The sequence below is a fragment of the Candidatus Omnitrophota bacterium genome, from assembly GCA_030695905.1.
GTDB lineage: Bacteria > Omnitrophota > Gorgyraeia > 2-01-FULL-45-10 > 2-01-FULL-45-10 > CAZHPY01.
Map to the genome: position 1 here is coordinate 1 of JAUYOL010000034.1, position 21,906 is coordinate 21,906.

Annotated in this window: 1 protein-coding gene; it reads left to right on the top strand. The window is 38.0% G+C overall.

Going from position 1 to position 21,906, the window contains the following annotated elements:
- Positions 1-45: 45 nt before the first annotated feature.
- Positions 46-21,783 (top strand): AAA family ATPase, encoded by a 21,738-nt coding sequence (locus Q8R38_05045; protein MDP3791387.1) that lies wholly within the window; start codon positions 46-48, stop codon positions 21,781-21,783.
- Positions 21,784-21,906 lie beyond the last annotated feature (123 nt).

A 21,906-nucleotide genomic window follows, 5' to 3' on the forward strand; every position in this document is an offset into this window, starting at 1 on the left:
AAGGCGGCCATTGACTCTGCAAAACAGACAGCGGAAGAAGTCCGTTTGGAAACCGAGCGCCTTGCTGAAGAAGCCCGGAAAGCCGAACAGGCTGCCATAGACGCGTTAAAGCCCGAAGCCGCTTTAAAAAAACCTATTAAAAAAACTATTGAACAAATGCTTAAAGATCTTATAGATAATATTCCTGTCGAAAATTCAAATATATGGGATACGCTTAACAAGATGTATCCGTTTCCCTCCAGAGACGCGAAAGCGGATATCAGAAAGATACTCCTTGGATTAGCCGGCGATGAGACTCTGTCAGCGTTAATAAAAGGACTGCACGATAACCTTTCAAATGGTGGGGTGCTAAAAGAAAAAGATATGCTGTCAAAAGAAGAGTATGAGCAGTTCAAAGTACAAAGCGGTCTTAAAAAAGATTTTGATAGACCACCATCTGAAATAAAGAATGGGTTGCCTTTTACTTATAGCAATATGTCATATCAGCTTGTTCTGGCACCACGCGATATTTTGGATATGATCGGCGGTTATATTAGCGCGGATTGCACAGACCCCGGGTTTATGAGTGGTAGTTCTTTTCTTAAATATGTTCTTAGTCATATCCGTAGCCCAGGATTCCTAAAATTCAGGCTGTATAGACAGACTAAAGAAAATGAGTGGGAATGGGTGGGCAATGTCTATACGGCAGTCGCTAAAGACAAAAATAACCACCCAATTTTTCTCATCGATGCATTGCAACTACCTTCCAAGGACGCTGGTCCATTTCATACCGAACCAAGCCCTAATAAAGGAAATCTGCCTTTTAAGAATCTTCAAGAAGCCGCAACCGTGGCCGAGCAAGCTGTAGAGACATTGATAAATTACGCCCAGGAGGCTGGCTTTAAAGAGGTTTGGCTGGGATTTATATCTAATTTTTATGAACCAAAAGGAGGAGGGCTCGTAGAGCATTTCCAGACTAAATATGCGGATGCCTTTAACGCTAATCTTGCTCCGACTATGGGCAAGGAAACTAGATCCGCCCAAATTAAGCCCACAGATGCTGGTAACTATGAGAGTAAGTTATCCGAATTAGGAATCGAGCTCTTAGGAATACCTCGCCATAAATTAGACTCTTTTAATTATAGACGTGGTTTTGCCAAAATATGGTCTAAACCAGAAATTCCAGTATTACCGCCTCCCGTTCAATTACCAAAGGCTCTCATTGGTGCGATGATATTTGATTTAGATAACACCTTATCAAGGACTACGCAGCTTGTACCCGATGAGATAATTGAAAAGTTGATAGAATTTCTAAAGCAAAATGTTCAAATTGCCATAGTAACTGCGCAAAGCAAAGAAGAAGTAGAGGAATATTTAATAGCACCTTTAAAGAAAACAATAACTGATAAGGGTGGTTCAATGGGATCCCTTGACAACTTATTTATTTACACTTCATTAGGAAGCCAAGGTTGGAGATTAGATGAAAAAGGTCAGTTTCAATCTACATATGATAGAACGAAAGATACGCCTTTTGAATCAGATCAAGAGAAAGGTCTATTAACAATAATAGGAAAAATTGTAGATACAGAGCAGATTTTAGGTCCGGTAATTAGAGATAAACATGAAGGGAAATATATACACAATCGCATTGCCTCTCTAACAATAGGCGGAGTTGATAAAGAAAAAAGGATCGATATTGCCACGAAATTGCGGCAAGGGCTTTCTTCTTTGAAAGTTGACATTAAGATTTCTGGAAGCAAAACTATTCATATAGTGCCTAAGGATGTGGATAAATCCGTTGCGGTAAAACATTTTAGAGATGGAGTACTCAAAAGTCGGATGGGAGACCAGATAAAGGATGAGAATATTTTAGTAATAGGAGATGACTTCAAAGAATCGGATGGTTTTGCCCAAGGTTTAGACTTGGATCTCATTGTTCTAGACGCGAACAATTACTCGGTAGGAACGAAAGATAATCTTCCACAAAATGTGCAATTCTATCCTGATGGAGAAAAGGGATGGCAGAGGGCATTAAATTTATTTTTAGCCATTAAAATTTTTGAAAAATTACAAGTGGCACTTCCATTTGCTCATCCTTATAAAGATAGCTTGATCCAAGTCTTAAAAGATTCTCAGCTCAAAAAAGCTATAGAAGAGTCTTTAATGATGCGAAGAAAGTTAAAAGCCGAGGAAGACGAACAATTAGTCGTTGAGTATAGAGGACAGCCAATTTATAAAATAGCGTATAACAAAGAACAAAAAAGATGGTGCGTAACGAGATTTAAGATAAAAAGAGAAAAATATAAATCACCAGAGATGAATTATAAAAAAATTGAGGAAACATATCGAGAGCCAATAATAATCCGTGAGTGGGTTGCTACCCATAAAACCGCCGAAGAAACGAGGGGGGTTGTAAAAGAAAAAATAATTGGAGAGGGTGAAGACCCTGTGGAATGGCTGGATTCTACTCCTATATTAGATTTATCTAATACTAATGTAAGGCGAAAAGTTAAGGGCGAATTTATAGATGTGCCTTTATATGAGACAGTAGATGCTGATTCCAAAAATCCAACAACAGCTATAGGCGGCATAGTATTACAAGACAAAACTACAAAAAAGTTTGAAGCCAGTAAATTTAAATATAGAATCATTCTTCTTCCATGGGATAAGGATGATACGGATAAGTATCTTGCCGTGCCAGAAGTTTATACTGGCAACGGTGAATATATGCGAGAACGAAAATTGGCATATTCGCCTGATCGGAGCAATGATGGGAGATTGCCTGTCATGGCTATTTTATGGAAAGAGTCTTTATTTCCTCTCTTGGATAAATACAAAGACAGAGAGTTCATATTGCGTTGGAAATACCAGCCTATTGATGAAGAACCTTCGTTTGGATATGCTGAAGAAAAAGAAATAGTTAATTCAAGTACAATCGAAAGAATAAAAATATCTCCCTATTATTTATTATTAACCAACACCGCCGTGAAACTCTTTGAGATAAAAATAAGCGGGAATGGCAAAATATCATATGACAATATAAAAGCAATTGACAGAACAGAACTTTTAGAGGAGTGGAAAGACAAACTTTTGGAGATTGTCGGGGTTAAGATAAAGCAGCCTTTGAAACCCACTCCCGAACTAGCCCAACCACCCCATCCTCCCAAATCAATCTTCCCCGAAAAAGCTACAATGGAAACTACGGTCAGGCCAAAACCCATTATGACTGAAGAAGAAATTCGCATTTCCATCGAAAATTTCTGGAGGAAAGGAAATAAAGACTATGACAAATTTCTGACCAAGTTTGAAAATCTCGAAAAAATAGACGATTCTATTCTAAACGCATTAACATGTTTGCTTTTAGATGATAGGTATAGATATACGATTCATTTAATTTTATCATTAGAGAATATACGGTCATCAGCAGTTAAATATCTTGAAAACCTTTATTTAGAACTTAAAAATAGGGAAAATAGAAAAGACGCCTATTTAATAGGAGAAGCTTTAGATATTTTAGGAAGCCCCGTTGGAATACATTCAAATATGGACTATTTACTGACTATGCTATACGAAAGATTGGGAATTATTAGCTCGGTTTTTCAACATGGCCCTGAAAATTATGGCTATTTAATCAGTCAAGAAAACAGACTTTTTATGGAAGCCTGGAGAGATGGTTTGGAATCAATAGTTAAAACCGATTTTGCAAGAGATAATGCTATTAGAAAGAAAATTGATGAAATGATCGGAGGATTAGCTGCGCATGGCGCAAAGATTTTTCCTTATATTATTGAAAGGGTTAAAAATATCAATCAAGAATTAGAAAAGACAAAGAATGAATCGCTTCATCCCGACCATGATAAAGCTCAAATAGCAATAAATTGGTGCCTTAAACAACAGATTGGATTATTAAAAGAAGTTATTGAACGAACAGGTGCATATGGAACTTTGTTGCAATTATTAGAGTTAATATCAAACGAAGAATTCAAGCAAGCGGCCAGAATAGGAATAGAAAGTGCAATTTCTAATTTAATTAAGGAAGATGAAATAAACGGATCAGGCGAGAAATTCTGGAAGCTTTTTAGAGGTAAAAACGCGCCAAGTATTAAAAGGGTGAAAGAAATTGTCACAAATGTTTTAATTGAAAGAACGCCAGATTCCGTAGATACATTGCTTTGGTTATTTGATATGCAACTTAACGATGTTCAGATTGATAAAATTATACAAATTCTTAAGCCATTAAGTTTAATTGTTGTTCCAACGATTCAAAATTACGTTGACTCTTTAAAATGGTGGCAACCAAAAAGGGTATTGAAAAAAATTATTAAAGTCGACTATAAAAAATTAGCTGTTCAATTAATAAATAAGCTTAAAGAAGCACCTGATAAGCGACATGGGTTGAACCAAAGTAAATCAAATAGAGGTGTTAATACATTTCTTATGAGTATATTTATAGCCTCCTCTTTATTAGGTCTTACCTATCCAACATTGGCTCAAGAACAGGTGCCCGAAGAACATATAGTTCAAACTCAACCCACTCAACCTGAAAAGAAGGTAGAGCTTCCTACTGCACCAGAAAAGAAAGCTCCAGAAAAAACACCAGCAGAAAAACAAAAAGAAGCAGAGGAAAAGATAAAACAGGAAAAAGCCGAGGCTGAACACCAAGTACAATTAAAGGCCGAAAGAGAAGAAAAGGAGCGTAAAGACGAAGAAACCCGTATCAAGCGAGAGAAAGATGAAGAGGGGCAAAAACGTGTAGATGCCGAGAAGTCTAAATCCAGAGAAGAAACATGGGAAAGCTTTAAGAGTGGAGCAGTAGTAGTATTTAAATGGATTGGTGTCGGGCTTCTATTTCTTTTGGGAGTAGGATTGCTTATAGGAGTTGTAAAAATCTTAGAGGCGATTAACAAGAATATAAAACCCATAGCCAGAGGCACGGCAAAAGCTGCGGTAGGTACAGCAAAAGGCACAGGTTTTCTAATAAAACATTTAGTTTTATCTCCTTATTATTTTGGAAAATATGTGGTCTACTATCCTTTAAAAGGTCTTTATATGGGGTCAGAGTTTACTATAAAGGCTATAGAAAAACGTAATGTAGCCACAGAAGTTATAAGTCTTATACTTTTCTTATCGGCATTGACAGGCTATGTAATCTATAAAGCCACAGCTTATAGTACCTTAATCAATATGCCCACGCCTTCCACAGGAGATTTAATAAAGATGTTGGAGGATCCATATAGAGCAATAATGTGGGTAGTTTTTGGTGCGGCAGGCATATTAACATCTATTGGCATCGTAAGATACATTGCAAGAAGTAAAAAGAACCTGCCAGTAAGCGGAGTAGCGTTATCTTTAATCATTGTTTTTTCAAGCATAGCAGGGATAGCCAATTATCCTCTTGCATCTTATTTATCTAAAGATAGGGCAAGGGTAGAAGCGATAGAAGCGTTAAGTAAATCTACTGATCTGACATCACCCGAAGTAGTGGATAGTCTTATTGAGGCACTAAGCGACAGAAATGCTGATGTAAGGAAGCACGCTGCCGAAGCCTTAGGTAACTGTGGAGATAAAAGGGCTATAAAACCGCTTATTCGTGCATTAGATGATTCTGAAGCAAGTTCTTCCGCTGCGTCCGCGTTAGATAAGTTAGGTGTTGTAAAAACAACCGATGATATAGAGTTATTGAAAAAGCTGCTAAAAACAAATTCTTATTATGGCTTTAAAAGTGAAGCAACCGCTGCCTTTGTGCGTATGGGAACGAGTTCTATTCCCGTTTTAATAGATATGTTATCGGATGATAATTCCGCTTTTCAGGAAGTGGCTAACGATGCGTTAGTAAGTATTGCCAAAGAAAATACTCGTAGCGTACTCAATGGCTTAGAGAAGCCCCTATCTAATGATAAGGCAGGTGTAAGATTGAGAGCAGTGAAAATAATTATTGGTATGGATAATAAGCAAGATACAGTTGGTATTCTCACGCGAATCTCACAACAAGATAGGGACTGGGATATTAGGGAAAAGGCCACAAGTCGTTTGCAGGATATTAAGCCGGACACCAAGGAAGCGGAAGTAGTAAAATTAATCTCTAAAAAGGACGAGGAAGGATTGGTTAAAGCAGGTGCGCCAGCGGTTGGGTTTCTGGTAAGTAACCTAGAGTCTTCGTCCGGATATTCGGAGAGAGAGCAGAGAGAAATGTCGGTAAAAGTCTTAGCTAAAATTGGCGATAAAGCTGCTGTAGAACCGATTATCAAAGCGATGCAGGACAGTAAAATTGAGTCTAAAGTGGCGGTTGAGGCTCTTGGGCAATTGAAAGATTCTCGTGCTATAGAGCCGTTACTTAAACTCAAGAAAGACTCTGATTATTCCTCAGATTCAGAACCGGGATGTGATAAAATCGCAGAAGCAATAGTTCAAATTAACGGAGGTAATCCTACCGATGCCCTTGTCAAGGCGTTAGGGGATGATAATAAAAATACACGCAGAATAGCCGTGAAGGCTTTGGCGCAAAGTAATAACCCCGAAATAATAAAGCCATTTATAGAGAGACTAAAAGATGATGATGAAGAAGTTGTGGTTACAGCGACACGAGCACTGGGCAGACTAGCAGCCAAGGATGCGGTTGATCCGCTTGTTGCGATTGTAAAAGATGAGAATATAAGGGGAGATAAACTAAAAGCTGCCACAGAAGCGCTTACACAGATTGGCCAGCCAGCGGTTATGCCTTTGTTGAAAATAGCAGATGATAAAACGGTAGGCGAAAGAGCACAAATTATAATAACAAGAATTGGTCAGGGTTCGGTAGATTCTTTAGTAGAGAGATTAAATCATTGGAATCCATCGGAAAGAAAACAAGCCATAGAGCTACTTGCTAAAATAGGCAAGCCGGCAATTCCTTCTTTGATTCAGGCATTTGGTTCAGATGCCTATTCCGTGCGGGAAGGAGCTTTGAATGCCTTGATTCAAATCAGGGATACTGAAGCATCTGTTGATTTACTTATTAATGGACTACAGAATCAAAATTCAGATATAAGATGGAGATCTGCTGCGGCTTTGATAGAAATGCCTCATCAGAAAGCCGTGGGGTCGCTTATACAATGCTTAAATGACACTTCTCCCAAGGTGCGCAAAACCGTTGCGCAGGCGCTAGGGTTTTATTCAGGTCTTGAGGCGGTTCAGGCTTTAATGCAACATTTGCAGGATGGGGATGTATTTGTGCGTAAGGCAGTGGTAATTAGTTTAGGAAGAATAGGATTTGGGTCTCAACTACGAAACGAAGTTACTTCAGCGATAATCCAAAAATTAGATGATACTGATTGGCAAGTTCGTGCCGCAGCTGCCAAGATTATTATAGCTTCTCCCGGGGTAGAAAATGCGCTTGTTTCACACCTTGAGGATCCAAGTCCCTATGTTAGAAGACAGGTAGTATTGTCTTTGGGAAGGGTTTCTTCTTCAGCCACTTATTTTGACAAAGCTCTCAATGATTCCGATGAATATGTCAGACTAACAGCCATACAGGCAACAGAACAGATAAATCCATTTTCTATCAATATTTCAGACAATTTTGTTTTAAAGACACTTTTTGATGATAATGAAAATGTAAGAGCAGTTGCACAAAAGGCATTAAAAGAGAAAAAAGATTTTCAGCTATCATATAGGCTATTGGAGATATTATCAGATGTTAGTAAGTCCAATAACGAAAGGGCTTATGCATTAGAAGCAATAAAAGCGCTAGATGAATTCGGGGCAAAAGTTTTAATAGTCGGCCTAGAAAGCAAAAATGATGCTATAAGACAGGTATCAGCACAGGCTTTAACAAAGATGGGTAAAACTGCCTGTGGCCAATTAGTTGAAAATTTACGTAACGAAGATGTTACAACGCGCCAAACCATCGTTAATATCCTAATCGAGATAGGCGATCCTGCCAAAAAGGATCTTTCTAAAGCCATTTGGGCTGAAGATGACCCTGAATTAAGCGGTTTGGCCAAGGCAGTGTTATATAAAATAGATTATACATCGGCACAAAAGATACATCAAAATCTATACTTTCGCTATGTAACTTGGCCTGAAATCAAAAAATGGACAAAGGTATTAGCTCCTTTATATTTTCTAATCTTGATAGGCATTGGAGGACTATTTGGAGCTATTAAATATATGAGAGAGCAAAAATCCAAGAAGAAAACATCACCAATCTTAAGGCGGGTTACGTTAACTCAAAAACCAATAATCGTGGCAGAGGCGATTATTAAGAATGGATCAGAAGTAGAATTGCGTGTAAAATCCACATATCAAACTTTAATTACCATGAGAGAAAAGAAGTTACTGGAGAAAGTTTTATCCGAACTAGGGGCATCTGGCAACTCACAATTAATTCATAAGATAAGTAAAATTAAGCTTGTTACAGGAAATGATCGTCTAATGCATATAGACAAAAACATCCATGAGCTCGTGATTGATATAGATGCCTTTAAATCTTATTATCTTTTACTTATGGAGATAGAGCATGAATTACAGCATATTTTGATGGGTTCTTTAAATCAAAGAGCCCCTCCCCTGGTGGAGGAGCTTACTATTCTTCGCCATGAAATAATGCGTTTTCTTTCCTTTACAACTGACCAACAAGAAGAAGTTCTTTCCATCCTTAAGGCAGATAATGATCTTGATGATAAAAAATTCTACGAGATATTGGAATCTGCCCAACAGCATGATATAGAAGAGGTTTCAAGTCTACTCATCAAATATGTTATACGATTTTATCCTAAAGAACTGCGGCGCGGATTACCTGCCAAAATATTAACAACTTTAAAACAGGATATAGTTTCTCTCTGGCAAGACTTACACTCAAAAAGGATTGTTTCGTATCTCGGGACTAAATATGCGATAGAGCCGAAAATAGCCAAGCTTATGGTAAGGTTTCACAGGAAAATGATGGAAGAAGTCCGGAAAAGAAGCATAGGTGAAGATAAGCTTGAACCTTATGAATTTACCCTAAGGGAATTATATAAATGGGCTGAGTTTTACAAACTATTTCGTAATCAATGGGGAATTACCACATCATTTATAAAAGGCGCTATTTACATTTATGCCGACCGTATGGAAAATCAGAAAGATAAGAATAGGTTTTATCATGATATAAATGCGATGAGCTTAGATTTGGAGGCATTGGAAGCCATTGATTATAAAGAAGGTAGGAAGCCTGATATAGCAACACTTTTGTCTAAAGAGCAAATTATAAAGGATACTGTTAGAGACAATAAAAAAATAATTGATGAATTAGGTATGGGAACTAATACTTCTTCCGATTCCGAATATATCCCTAGCAAACAATCGGCTGAACTTGTCCATATTCCTCGGACAGTAGAAGATCTTGAAAAAATATCCTTGGCCGTAAAATTAAATGATCCCGTTCTTCTGATAGGAGAAACAGGCGTTGGCAAAACATCTTTGGTTAGAGATTTAGCATTTTTGACTAAAAATGCCTTCAGGCGTTTTAATCTTAACGGTCAGACGGACAAGTTGGAATTCATCGGCGGATTTAAGCCCAAACGTAAGCATTCAAAACAAGATAAGACTGGCAAGCGGGAATTTAAATTTGAATGGTATAACGGTATTTTAATTGAAGCGATGCAGAAAGGACACTGGTTGGTTTTGGATGAGATTAATTTGGCGGAGCCGGAGGTTATAGAGCGCATACGATATCTTCTTGAACCAAAAGGTTATTTGAAGGTAAGTGAACATGAAGGAGAGCAATGGATACAGGACAATGATTATAATAATTTAGTTAATGAATTGGTTGGTGAATACGCAGATAAACATACCGAAACAAAAGAAGAATTGATTAAAAAAGCCGTTCAAAAATTATCAGACAAGGGTATTTTCAGGATCCATCCGAATTTCAGACTTTTTGCCACGATGAATCCGCCCGAATACGAAGGTCGTAAGCAACTTTCACCAGCTTTAATGAATAAATTTAGGGTTAAATGGATAAGGAATTTTACCCACGATGAAATTTGCAAGATACTAGAAGAAAAATATCAATTAAGTGAAGATATAATTAATAAGCTCTCCAACTTTTATGTCGAATTGGCACGTATTTCCGGTAAGCAAGGTGAATTAGGCAGAGAAATCGGGCAGCCGTATTATTTTACAATTCGGCAATTCTTCAGGCTTGCCTTACGTGTTCGGCATTGGCTGTCGCAATTCACAACTATGCCTTCCGAGGAAGTTATAAACCAGCGCCTTGCTCTTGAATCGGAGGAGGTTTATGGAGATAGTTTAAGAACAGATGCGGATAAGAAATTGTTTAATAAATTGCTCGAGAAAAAGGAAATATTCGGTTATTTGCCGCCACAAATAAACACAGAAATAAAAATGGATGAATCTAAGAAGAAGGTTTGTTTTGGCGAGGTTGAACTACCCATCAACGAAAAAAAAGGTTTATTTGTCCCCACCAGCAAGGCAGAATTAGCCTCAATTTCCAGTACAAGACGAAATTTAAGGAGCTTGGCCCGATCAATCCAAATGAGGGAAAATATTCTTCTAGTAGGTCCTACCGGAAGCGCGAAGACAGCATCGCTTGCCAATATAGCATATTTGACTAGGAATAATTTTATTCGTCTTAATCTTGATAGCCAGACAGATATAGGCGATTTAATCGGCAAAAATGTTCCTGAGGAAGGAACTTCCGGTTTCCGATGGCAGGATGGTGATCTTATTAAGGCGATGAGAGAAGGCTATTGGCTTCTTCTTGACGAGTTCAATTTAGCGGAACCCGAAATCTTAGAGCGTATTAACTCTCTTTTAGATGACGATGGTTCGTTAGTGGTCACGGAACATGAAGGTGAAGTGTGGATTCCTGGCAATATTTATGATGAAAAGAAAGCTAGCGGTGAAGATATGTCTAAATTCCAGCGCATTCATGAAAACTTTAGATTATTTGCCGCTATGAATCCGGAGCATTATGCCGGTAGAAATAGACTGTCATTGGCAATGAAAAACAAGTTTATCGAGAAATGGTTCAGCGGGGATTTTTCTTCTAATGAGATAAAAGAGATAATAAGATTTTATCTGACCAAAGAAAATCTGTTCAAGGGGCCTCCTCTCCCAAATAAATCTATAGACGCTATAACCGAATTTATGGCATCCGTTCACCTGTCTATTTTACGCATGATCAAAGAGAACAGGTTCAATAGGCTTGCTTTATCTGGTAACGCCGAAGATTATAATTTTAGTCTCAGAGAACTTAAGGACTGGGCTGAGTTTATCAGGAATTTGGTTATGGAAGTTGGCGAAGGAGTTATTACAAAATCGATTGAAGATAACAGAAAGAAATTAAATAAATTACAGAGACAATTAACCATAATATCTGATCCCATAGAAAGAGAAAAACATATACAAAAACTTAGAGAAGAAAAATTGATACCTTTGGAAATCTCATTTCAGCGACAAAAAGATGAAAATGAGAAAAGAAAGATAGAAGCGGATATAATGGAACTAAATAAAGAAATAAACAGATTAAATGATCCCCGCGAAAGAGAACAATATAAACAAGAATTGCAAGTCGATATGGAAAAAGTCAAGCAATCTATTGCGTCTTTTGAGAAGATTGGAAATGACAATGATACGATTTGGCATTGGGGTATAAATAGGGCTGTATTCGATGGATCTCTATATATTTATTGTGATCGGTTATATGGGTTAGCCGCCAGGACTAAAGAGCATACATCGGGTGATAAAGATATATTCTATGTAGAAATTTTAGAGCCTATATTTACACAATTAATACAGACAGGCATTGGTGGCCTCGAGGCTATCGATGTCGAAAAAGAAAGACAACTTTTAGGGGAAGGCATAAGCCCGGATGAGTTAATTAGAGGTGCGAAAGAAGAAGGTATGGATGTGGCATCACAAAAATTAGCCGTAAAATTTAATGATCTAACTTTTAATTATCCCGAAGAGCTAAGGGGCTATTTAACGAAGATATTTAAGGATCTGACTAAGCCAGAGACCCAGATTCAAGGTATCTATGGCTTCGCTCTTTTACCCAGAAAGACTGCTCTTAGGCTTGTTGATATGGCATTAGATCATCCTAACCCAAAGGTAAAACAAGCCGCAATGGAAACATTGACTCAAATATTTAGTGAAAGAGACGAAAATTTTGCTAATGACTTCACACCATTCACAGGTAAATTGGCAGTATTTCTAAGCGATGAAAATCAAGATTTAAGATTGACTGCAGCGTTAGTTTTAGAGAATTTAAACTGGTTAGAATGGAAAGGAATAGCCATACCCAGGATTTCCGAACATCCTGAAAAACGCCCCAAAAGTTTACCTTGGGACGAAACCCTTAAAAGACTCATTAAGTTAAAAGACGGTACAGGAGATTATTTAGGAATCTTTGGATTTATGAAGAGTAAATTAACGCTTGCCTCGATGCTCCTTATAAGCTCCGGAGCCATGATTCTGATCACCCCTTTTATATTACAAGCATCTTCTTTTAGCATAGGAATAGCGTTGATCGGAGCTCTAGGGTATCTGTCAGCAATAAAAATTTGGAGGCCCATTAAGAAAGAAGATGTTTCCACACATATACTTGCCGGTTGCGTTGCATTAGTATTATTTACTTTACCTGCAGTATTAGGTTTATATCTAAATAGCTCAATTCTCGCCTTGTTTGCTCATTTGATCGTATTTTTAGGAACATTAGGGATTTCGATAGGAATGTTGGATTTGTTAGGCCTTTCTTATTATCTTATTTACCTACCTCAACTCGGCATACTTTCTATGAGATATGATAGATTAGCCTTGGACTTAGATGATTTTTACGCTCTTCTTGAAAAAACAAAAGAAGGCAAGTTCATTCATTTCCCATTTGAATCGGAAGAAAAAGTTAATTACTTTAATATGTGGTATGGCAGGGCTACTCTCTTGACCGGATTTGTCGTAGGAATAAACTTTGTCATCTCTCTATTTCATACCGCAAGGATAGATAGTCTTCCAGTGATTCCTTTTATTGGTTGGATTCCGCCATGGCTACAGATCAGTTTTGGAGCGCTTGTTGGAGGCGGCCTGGGGTATTTTGTCTCTAGTTTTACAATTTTAGCTGCTGGTACTTTTAAAGAAATGTTGTATAAACCACTAAAAGCAATCCGTGTAGATAAAATCAAAGAAAAAGACTGGATTGGATTCAAAGAACTCTTGTCAGCTTATGACTCATCAATCATAGAAGCTTTCAGAAAATATCGCAATAGATTACTTAAAAGCGATGAGGGTATAGATGATGCAGAGAAAGAATCGACAGGTAAAAATGCTATACTACAAACATTACGGCCGGATGCAATTAAACGCTTAGATAAAGGTGCTCTTGTATACACCATTTTTGTACCAACGTCATCTTTAGATGCAAAAGAAACCCAAGTATTCATTCCCGAAGCAGAAAATTCTGAATTAATTCCTGTTGTTGATACAGTGAAGGCTTTAAAACAAATAGCGCTTTCCGTATTGTTGGATGATCCAGTTTTGTTAGTTGGCGAAACCGGTGTTGGTAAAACATCTTTAGTGCGATATTTAGCTAATCTGACAAGACACAGTTTCAGGAGGTTTAATCTAAGCGGCCAAACAGACAAAACCGAATTTATAGGAGGGTATAAACCAGGGGCAACAGGGATGTTCCAATGGAAGGACGGGATACTTGTGGAGGCAATGCTCTATGGTCATTGGTTGGTATTGGATGAATTAAATCTTGCGGAGTCGCAAGTCCTCGAGCGGTTAAACTCACTTCTAGACGATGATCGCACCTTGGTCTTGGCGGAACATTCAGGAGAACATTTCAAAACCAAGACAATATATGAAGAAAAAAAGAAAGAGGAAGCCAAGGAATATTTTGATGAAGTTAGAAAGGTTAACTATATAGTAGATAAAGACGGAAGAAGAATCTATTGTATTCATCCGGAATTTCGTTTATTTGCCACAATGAATCCGGCTGAATATGCCGGGCGTAAAGTTCTTTCGCCGGCCCTCATGAATCGATTTAGAGTTAAGTGGATAGACGACCTAACTATTACCGAGAAAAAGCTAGTACTTTTAGAGAAATATTATAATCAAATCGAAGGAGATAAAGAAAAACATTTTATCTTTGGGGACGGGGTATTAGATCGGCTTGGTATGTTGCATGAACGCATATCAACAGCAGCCAAATCACGTGAGATTGGCAGGGATTCAATCGACCCATATCATTATTCAATACGCGATCTCTTGAAACTGGTAAGAAGAGCAGTGAGTAGAGTAGGCTTAAAAGAAAACAGCATTGGTGTACTTTTAAATAGTTATGAAAAACAAGATATATTTGTCGAAGAACTACCGGAGGTTTATAAAGATAAAATTCGCGATAGAGATGAAGAAGAATTTTTAGGTAATATTTTTATTAATGCAGCATTTAAATATAGTTCTAAGTTAGCTGAAAATCTGCAAATTGATCAAACCAATTCCGCTGTTAACTTTGGGGAAATACCTCTCTTGAAAAATACGAGAGGTGGTCCATATATACCAGGCGCTGAGGCAAACTTAATTCATACACCAGGCACTTTGCGATATCTGAAAAGAATCGCTAAAACTATTATCATGAATGAAAAAGTTTTATTGGTAGGCCCGACTGGAAGCGCAAAGACCTCGTTGATCCGTTATCTAGCATATCTTACCAAAAATAATTTTGCCAGAATGAATTTAGACGCGCAGACGGATACCTCTGAGCTTATCGGTAAGCATGTCCCTGTTGAAAATAGAAAAGGTGAGTTTAAATGGCAAGATGGCATGTTGGTGGAGGCATTAAAAGAAGGGTGGTGGGTGCTCCTTGACGAAGTCAATTTAGCCGAAGCCGAAATATTAGAACGTATCAATTCTCTTTTAGATGACGATGCCTGCATGGTAATAACCGAACATGAAAATGAAAAAATCATTTCAAATGCCGAATATGAAAAGAAATTAAAGCCATTTATTGAGGAATATATCAATTCTGGCGCGTCTCAGAAAGAAGCAAGACAAAGGGCAATCAAAAAACTTACAGAAGAAAAAATATTCCCAATCCATCCCGATTTTAGATTATTTGCCGCTATGAATCCGGAGCATTATGCCGGGCGGAATCGGCTATCTATGGCGATGCGCAATAAACTTACTGAAATCTGGATTCCCGGAGACATGGATATTAAGGAATTAACTGAAATCGTGAAAGGATTTTTAAGGGAGTATTCACAGGGCGCAATTAAGGAAAGAGATTTAGAATCGATAGCCAATGCCATGGCTTTGTTTCATACGAAACTGCAAGAAGTATTTAAAAAGTGTGCAGTTTTTACGACAGGATATGAGTTTAGTATCAGAGAATTGCGCGTTTTAGCTCGTTATATTTCTACATTTGGGCCTACGATAGGCATAAAGGAAGCTTTAAGGAATGGGATAGCCTATACTTATATAGACCGCCTTCATACCAAAAATTTCCGATTTAAGGATGAAAAGGGAGAAGAGAAAGAAACGAATGATAGAAAGTTATTTATTGAAATTCTTGAGGGGATACTGAAGGAAAGCATACCTTTATTGGATTTAGGCTATTTAGAATCATATGCATCCGGGAAAATAATTTCTGAAATAAAATTCGGCGATAAAACGATTAATTTTGGTGGCGTTTCGATCCCGATAAATGAAACGAATGGTTCAGAATATGTTCCTAGCGAAGAGGTCGCAAGGCTTGTTTTAACGCCCCAGACAAAATCAAATCTTGGTAAAATAATCCAAAGCGCGATTTTAAAAGAACCTCTTTTATTAGTGGGCGAAACAGGTGTTGGCAAGACCTCCTTTATCAGGTACCTAGCCAATAAAACACACAATAATTTCCGTAGATTCAATCTAAGCGGTCAGACGGAAAAACTGGAATTCATTGGAGGTTTCAAGCCAGATGAAAGAGGCGTATTTATTTGGCATAAAGGGATATTAATCGAAGCGATGCAGAAAGGACATTGGCTAGTTTTGGATGAGATTAATCTCGCCCCTTCCCAGGTTATTGAGCGTTTAAATTCTCTTTTAGATGACGATGAGTTTTTGGTGATAACCGAACATGAAAATGAAAAATGGGTACAGTCGGAAGTATATGATAAACAAAAGAACAGATTGCTTAAATCCGATCCTAGCGCAATTAAAAAAGATTCAGACGACACAGAATATCTGTTGATTAAATCTGCAAAATTATATCGTATCCACCCGGATTTCCGTCTCTTTGCCACAATGAATCCGGCAGATGCCGAATATGCCGGGAGAAAAAGGTTCTCACCGGCTCTAATGAACAGGTTTAGAGTTAAATGGATAGATGAATTCCACAGGGATGAACCTGATGTACGACAAATCCTTCAGGAAAGATACGGTAAATATCTACCGAACTGGCTTCTCGAAGCCGCGTTAGATGTTCATTTTCAAATGCATGAAAAAGGAAAAGAATTAGCGGATGGCAAAATATATTATACCATTCGGCACTTGATGCGCTGGCTAGGTCGCGTGAAAGAAGCAGGCGTTAAAGACGAAAATGAACTCAGAAGAATAGCTGCGTTAGAGGCAAAAGAAGTTTACGGTGATGGTCTGTCGGATGAGAGCAGTCAAAAATATCTTAAAATGGGAAGAGAAAATGCAGATAGAGTAAGGGAAAAAGGCCTTTATGATATATTGAAAGAAAAATTCGGCGCTGATTTTCAGGATGACGATATTCAGATCGGCAATAAAGATGGCAAGGTTTACTTTGGGAATATTGGCGTTCCAATAAATGGCAGACAAGAAAGTTATATTCCGGCCTATCCTTTAAACTTGACTTATTCTACTAGCAGATATCTAAAAAAGTTAGCTAAGGCAGTATTAAGAAATGAGCCTATCCTTCTTGTAGGACCTACGGGCGGAGGGAAAACCGCTTTTGTAAGGCAGTTGGCCGATTTAGTTAATATGAATTTTATAAGCTTAGATCTCGATGGGCAAACAGATGTGGCTGAGCTTATAGGACAGTTTATACCAGAAGAAAAAACTGATAAGTATAAATGGCATCCCGGCGCATTACTCGAAGCTCTAGAGACTGGCAGTTGGATTCTAATCGACGAGCTAAATCTGGCGGAACCGGAGGTATTGGAGCGGATAAACAGTCTTTTAGATGATGATGGTATCCTAGTTGTTACAGAGCATGAAAATGAAGTCTATATGCCGGCAAGATTATATGATGCTAAAGTAAATAAGATGAAAGAAGAATTAAAGAAAAAGGATAATCTTTCGGAAGAAACCGCAATTAATGTTGCACAAAAAAAGCTAAAAAATCAGGGTTTCCATTGTATTAAGCCTAATTTTAGGCTATTCGCCGCCATGAACCCTGAAAGTTATGCAGGAAGAACTAGGCTTTCCCTTGCCATGCTTAATAAATTTAGCCTATTATGGGTTCCTGGTGATCAGCCAGAATCGGAACAAATATCAATAGTTGGGCATTATTTATCCGTACCTGCGAAACGACAGGAAAGCATTAAGATACCTGAAGAAATATTACATGAGGCGGTACCCTCCAAGGTTGCAGTTACTCAAGCAGTAAAACCAGAAGAAGCGAAAGAATCAATATCGATGTCTGAAAAAGAAGTGAAGTTGATTTTTGATAAAGCCGAAGAGTATAAAGAAAATAAAGATTATCATAATGCCGAAAAATTATATAGTGAAGTAATTAATCAAGCGGAGATTCAACATAAGGAATCGGAATGGTGGTTTTATAAGCATGCCTACTCTACTCGAGCACTTGTTCGTAAATATTCTAAAAAGTTTGATGAAGCAATGTCTGATTATCTAAAAGCAATTACATTAAATCATGGTATGAGCATTGTCTGGATGGGAGTTAAAGATTTATTAGATATTGTCAGTAACCCAGTAAGGCAAAAAGCAATAATTATAATAAAAAATGCAGATTTGAGTAAGGACGCATATGGTCTGGCATTCCAAGCGCGCTGTTTATTGGATAGCGCGAAATTTACAGATGGGCCATTAAGAAAACTATTGTTAGAAAAGTCTTTAGCTTGTTGTGATGCAATGTCAGATGATACAATCAAGGTTTCCATGGAAGTGCAAGAAGCGCAGGAAGAATTGAAGAAGATTGATAATCAAGGTAATACTACTATTGGTTCAGAAGGAGATGGGAGTTCCAGCGTAAGTTTTGTTAATTATGGAAGATATATGGGGATGATTTCAAATGGTAGTTTTGCAGAGAAAAAAGTAAATTTCGCAACCGAGCAAAAATCATCTTCTGAAGCGACATCGTCTACGGATTCACAAGAATCAAGTTGGCTTGGCAAGTTAAACCACTGGAATAAATTGCGAAGGATCAATAGCGCAATGCGTAAAATCGAATTAACCGCGAAATTCTTTGGAGGAGATTTCAACGTTAAGCTAATGCCTCATCCGGGAAACGAGTGGGGTATTACTTATGATACCGATCCACCGACGATTATGTTCCCTGAAAAAGATTTAATGGAGAAAAGCTGCCGGCACAATGTGGCGACCGCTATGCACGAAGGAGGCCATCGCGACATCACGTGGATTGACCCGGAATTTAATAAGTCAGAATCAACGCGATTTTTATTCAATGCTGTTGAAGATCCCCGGGTCAATAATTGGATTATGGCTAAGTTTAGAGGCGCGGGCGATTACTTCGGCGATCTTTATAAAGAAACCTTTCCGATAGTTCAAAAACAGCCGTTTAACGATTCAGTAGTTTTGCCTCATATTCAATATGGTTTAGGATTGATACATTATTGGTTTTATGGCAAAGAACACCCCGCTATTAAGAATAAACGAGTTTTAGATGCCTTGCAAAGAACCAGAGAAAATGTTATCAATGCATATGAAACATTGCCGGGAACCATTTCTGTTAAAAAAGAACGCGGCGAGAGGATAACAGTCAGTTCGCCCATCTTTAAGCCTATGCCAGTCGATCTTCCACCTATAGGCCAAAGACAATATTTGGGCCAGCCCGATATAAGTGCCATACAACGTATAGATGAGGACAGAATTGTATTGACCACGGCAAGAGGTCATAAAGAAATTGTCCATTTATCGGATGGAAAAACTTGTCAAGTTGTGATTAATATCAGCCCTAGCGCTGAAGAAAAAATTAACGCCGCGCAAGATGCTGCTTGGATTATTAAGCATAAGATATTACCTATATACGAAACGCTGGTAGAAGAATCTAAAAATGTAGCAAAGCAAGGTGTGGGTCAAAAGGGTGGTAGTGGCATGTCTTCTCAAGAAAGAGAAGGTAAAGCTGAACAGGAAGTGGAGCAGAAGTCTAAAGAAGCAGCAGATGCGTTAGGGCGTAAATTCCCCATAGACGAGGAATTGGAAAAGACGGTTTCTCAAGATAAATCTAGAGGTGGCAGTCCAGAGAATAAAGAAAAAGAGGAAAAAGAACAAGGGGGAAAAGACATTAGTAATAAAGATGCTAAAAAACAAACAGGGCAAGGAAAAGAAGTTAAAATCGGACAGGAAAAAGAATCGCCAAGTAAACAGAGCGAAGAAGAGGAACGCCAAGATGTTGCTAAAGGTAAAACTGCCGAAGAAGAACAAGGAAAGGAATCAAGGGAGCGACCAAAGGTAGTTTCTGAAGACGAGGAGTCTCTTACAACCCAAAAACAAATAGATCTTGCAGCTAAATTAGAGCATGATATTAAAAGAAAATTAACGCGTTACGATGAATATTATCTTCCTATGGCTCATTTAATTGAACAACTATTTGGTGTACTGGATAATGAGTTGCATAAGGATATTAAACCCAAGTATAAAGGAGATTTTGCTACCGGAACAAAATTAAATTTAAGAAAAGCAATGCAAATGGAACATACTGCGGACACCGATATATGGTTAAGGCGAGTAAAGCCTGCAAAGCGCAGTTTTAAGTTTGCACTGGTCTTAGACGAAAGCGGTTCGATGGGCTCTCCTGATAAGACAATAAATGCCATGCATAGCCTAGTATTGTTACAGGAAGTGCTCTCAAGATTAGAAATCGATTTTAGTGTCATAGGTTTTAGCGATAGAGCTTGGACCCATAAAGGATTTGGGAAAAAATTCAGATATGAAAATAAAGACGACTTGATAAGCGAAGTATTAAGTTATATGCAACGAGGGCAAAGCACTAACGATGCCGAAGGTGTAGAGTTAGCGACTAAACAATTGGAAAATCAGGATGGAGACTCAAAGATAGCCATTGTAATTACTGATGGACAGGGTAATGGTCCGGAGAGGGTGGCAAATTATTTAGAAAAGGCTCGCAAAAAGCACATTGAAGTAATTGGCATTGGAATTGGTTATGCTATGGGCTACGTAAAGGGTGTTTATAGGCCGTATATTCTTGTCAATGAAGTCGATGATCTACCAAAAGTATTGGCCAAAGTATTGATAGATATTATAGTACATCAGAAACCTACTTCTGAGGTTGGGGTTAATGGCCTTTCGACGATTCCCGACATTAAAAATGATAATTCTACGCCTACGAATTTTATGACTGAGCAAGGCACTGGTATAAAGACCGGTGTATCCAAGCTATCAGAACATTTACCACCCAATGCTAATGGTTTTGTTGTCCCAGAGCTTCTAGCGGTACTTAGCGGTATAACCTTATTAATTTTAGGCATGCCTTTCGTATTGAGCCATATCAGTAGCATTTTAATTGGAGGCAGTATATTAGGTGCATCATTAGTGATTATTAAGTATATTAAAGATACTATTCAAAGTCATAGAGAATTAAGCGATATCGATAAATCTGCTGAACAAGGAAGAGCTATTTTAGAAAAGAATAAAAAACATATAGAAAAGGAAGTTGGAAAACTGACCAAAGAACTTCAAGCTATTGAAAAAGAAATTTCATCAGTCATGGAAGAAAAAGCAGGTATTGATAAAAAAATAGATGGCTTGAAGGCATCCGAGCAACAAACGACAGAAGAAGCAAAAATAAATGCCATAAAAGATGAAATCGGTGCCTTAGAGTCGCAAGGTAAAGAAATACAACAAAAATTGGGTTCTCTTATAACTAGCAAAAAATCAAATGAAGATAAAATAGCGAGATTACGGCAAGATATATACCGCATAGAACAGCAAAAGCCACAAGGCGCAGGTATTAATGAAGCCGAAGCGTATGCAACCAGCCTTGTCAATTCAGTCGTAGTAAGGGCAAGGGAGGCAAAGAAGCTCGGTCAGAAGCTCATAATCGGCTTTGACACAAGCTGGATCCCCGGCTATGAAAAAGGCAAATTAGAGCATATGGCACTAAACCCGCTTGTAAGAGAAATAGAAAAGCTGGAGCAAAGATTAAGTGACTTAGGGCTTGATAACGTGATAATAGTTAATAAGTCAGGAGATGAATTAGCGAATGAGTTGATTTCAAGTGCGGAAAAGACCAATACCCCACTATCTAACGTGGTAGCTTTGGCAAGTCAGAGCACGATCAGCTCTAAGGCATTTGATAACCTAAGAAGCACAAAAGATGAAAAGAAAGCTTTTATAGCAGCTATTAATACTGATGAGTTTGATAAATATTGCATGGAACATCCCGAAGATTCCGACAGGCTGTATGTCAGGATAGTTGAGATGCTGAGTATAGCATTGGAACTTTCAATCGGTAAAGAGCCCCCAAACAACCCGCTGATAATCTTATATGACCAAGAGACCAGAATAGTGGTATTTATGCCTAAGGCTGAACCCGTTGATTTCAAAGAGCTCAAAAACCGTTATGATGCTGAACGGCAGGCAATAATCGCTGCGTAAGTAAAAATCCTCCAAGTATAGATATTTTTTACTTTATCCCCTAGCCCGACCCGAGCAATTTAAGACTTGAGATTTTCTTCAAAAGTAGTAAGATAAAAGTCACAGGTGGCACTCCAACCAAAA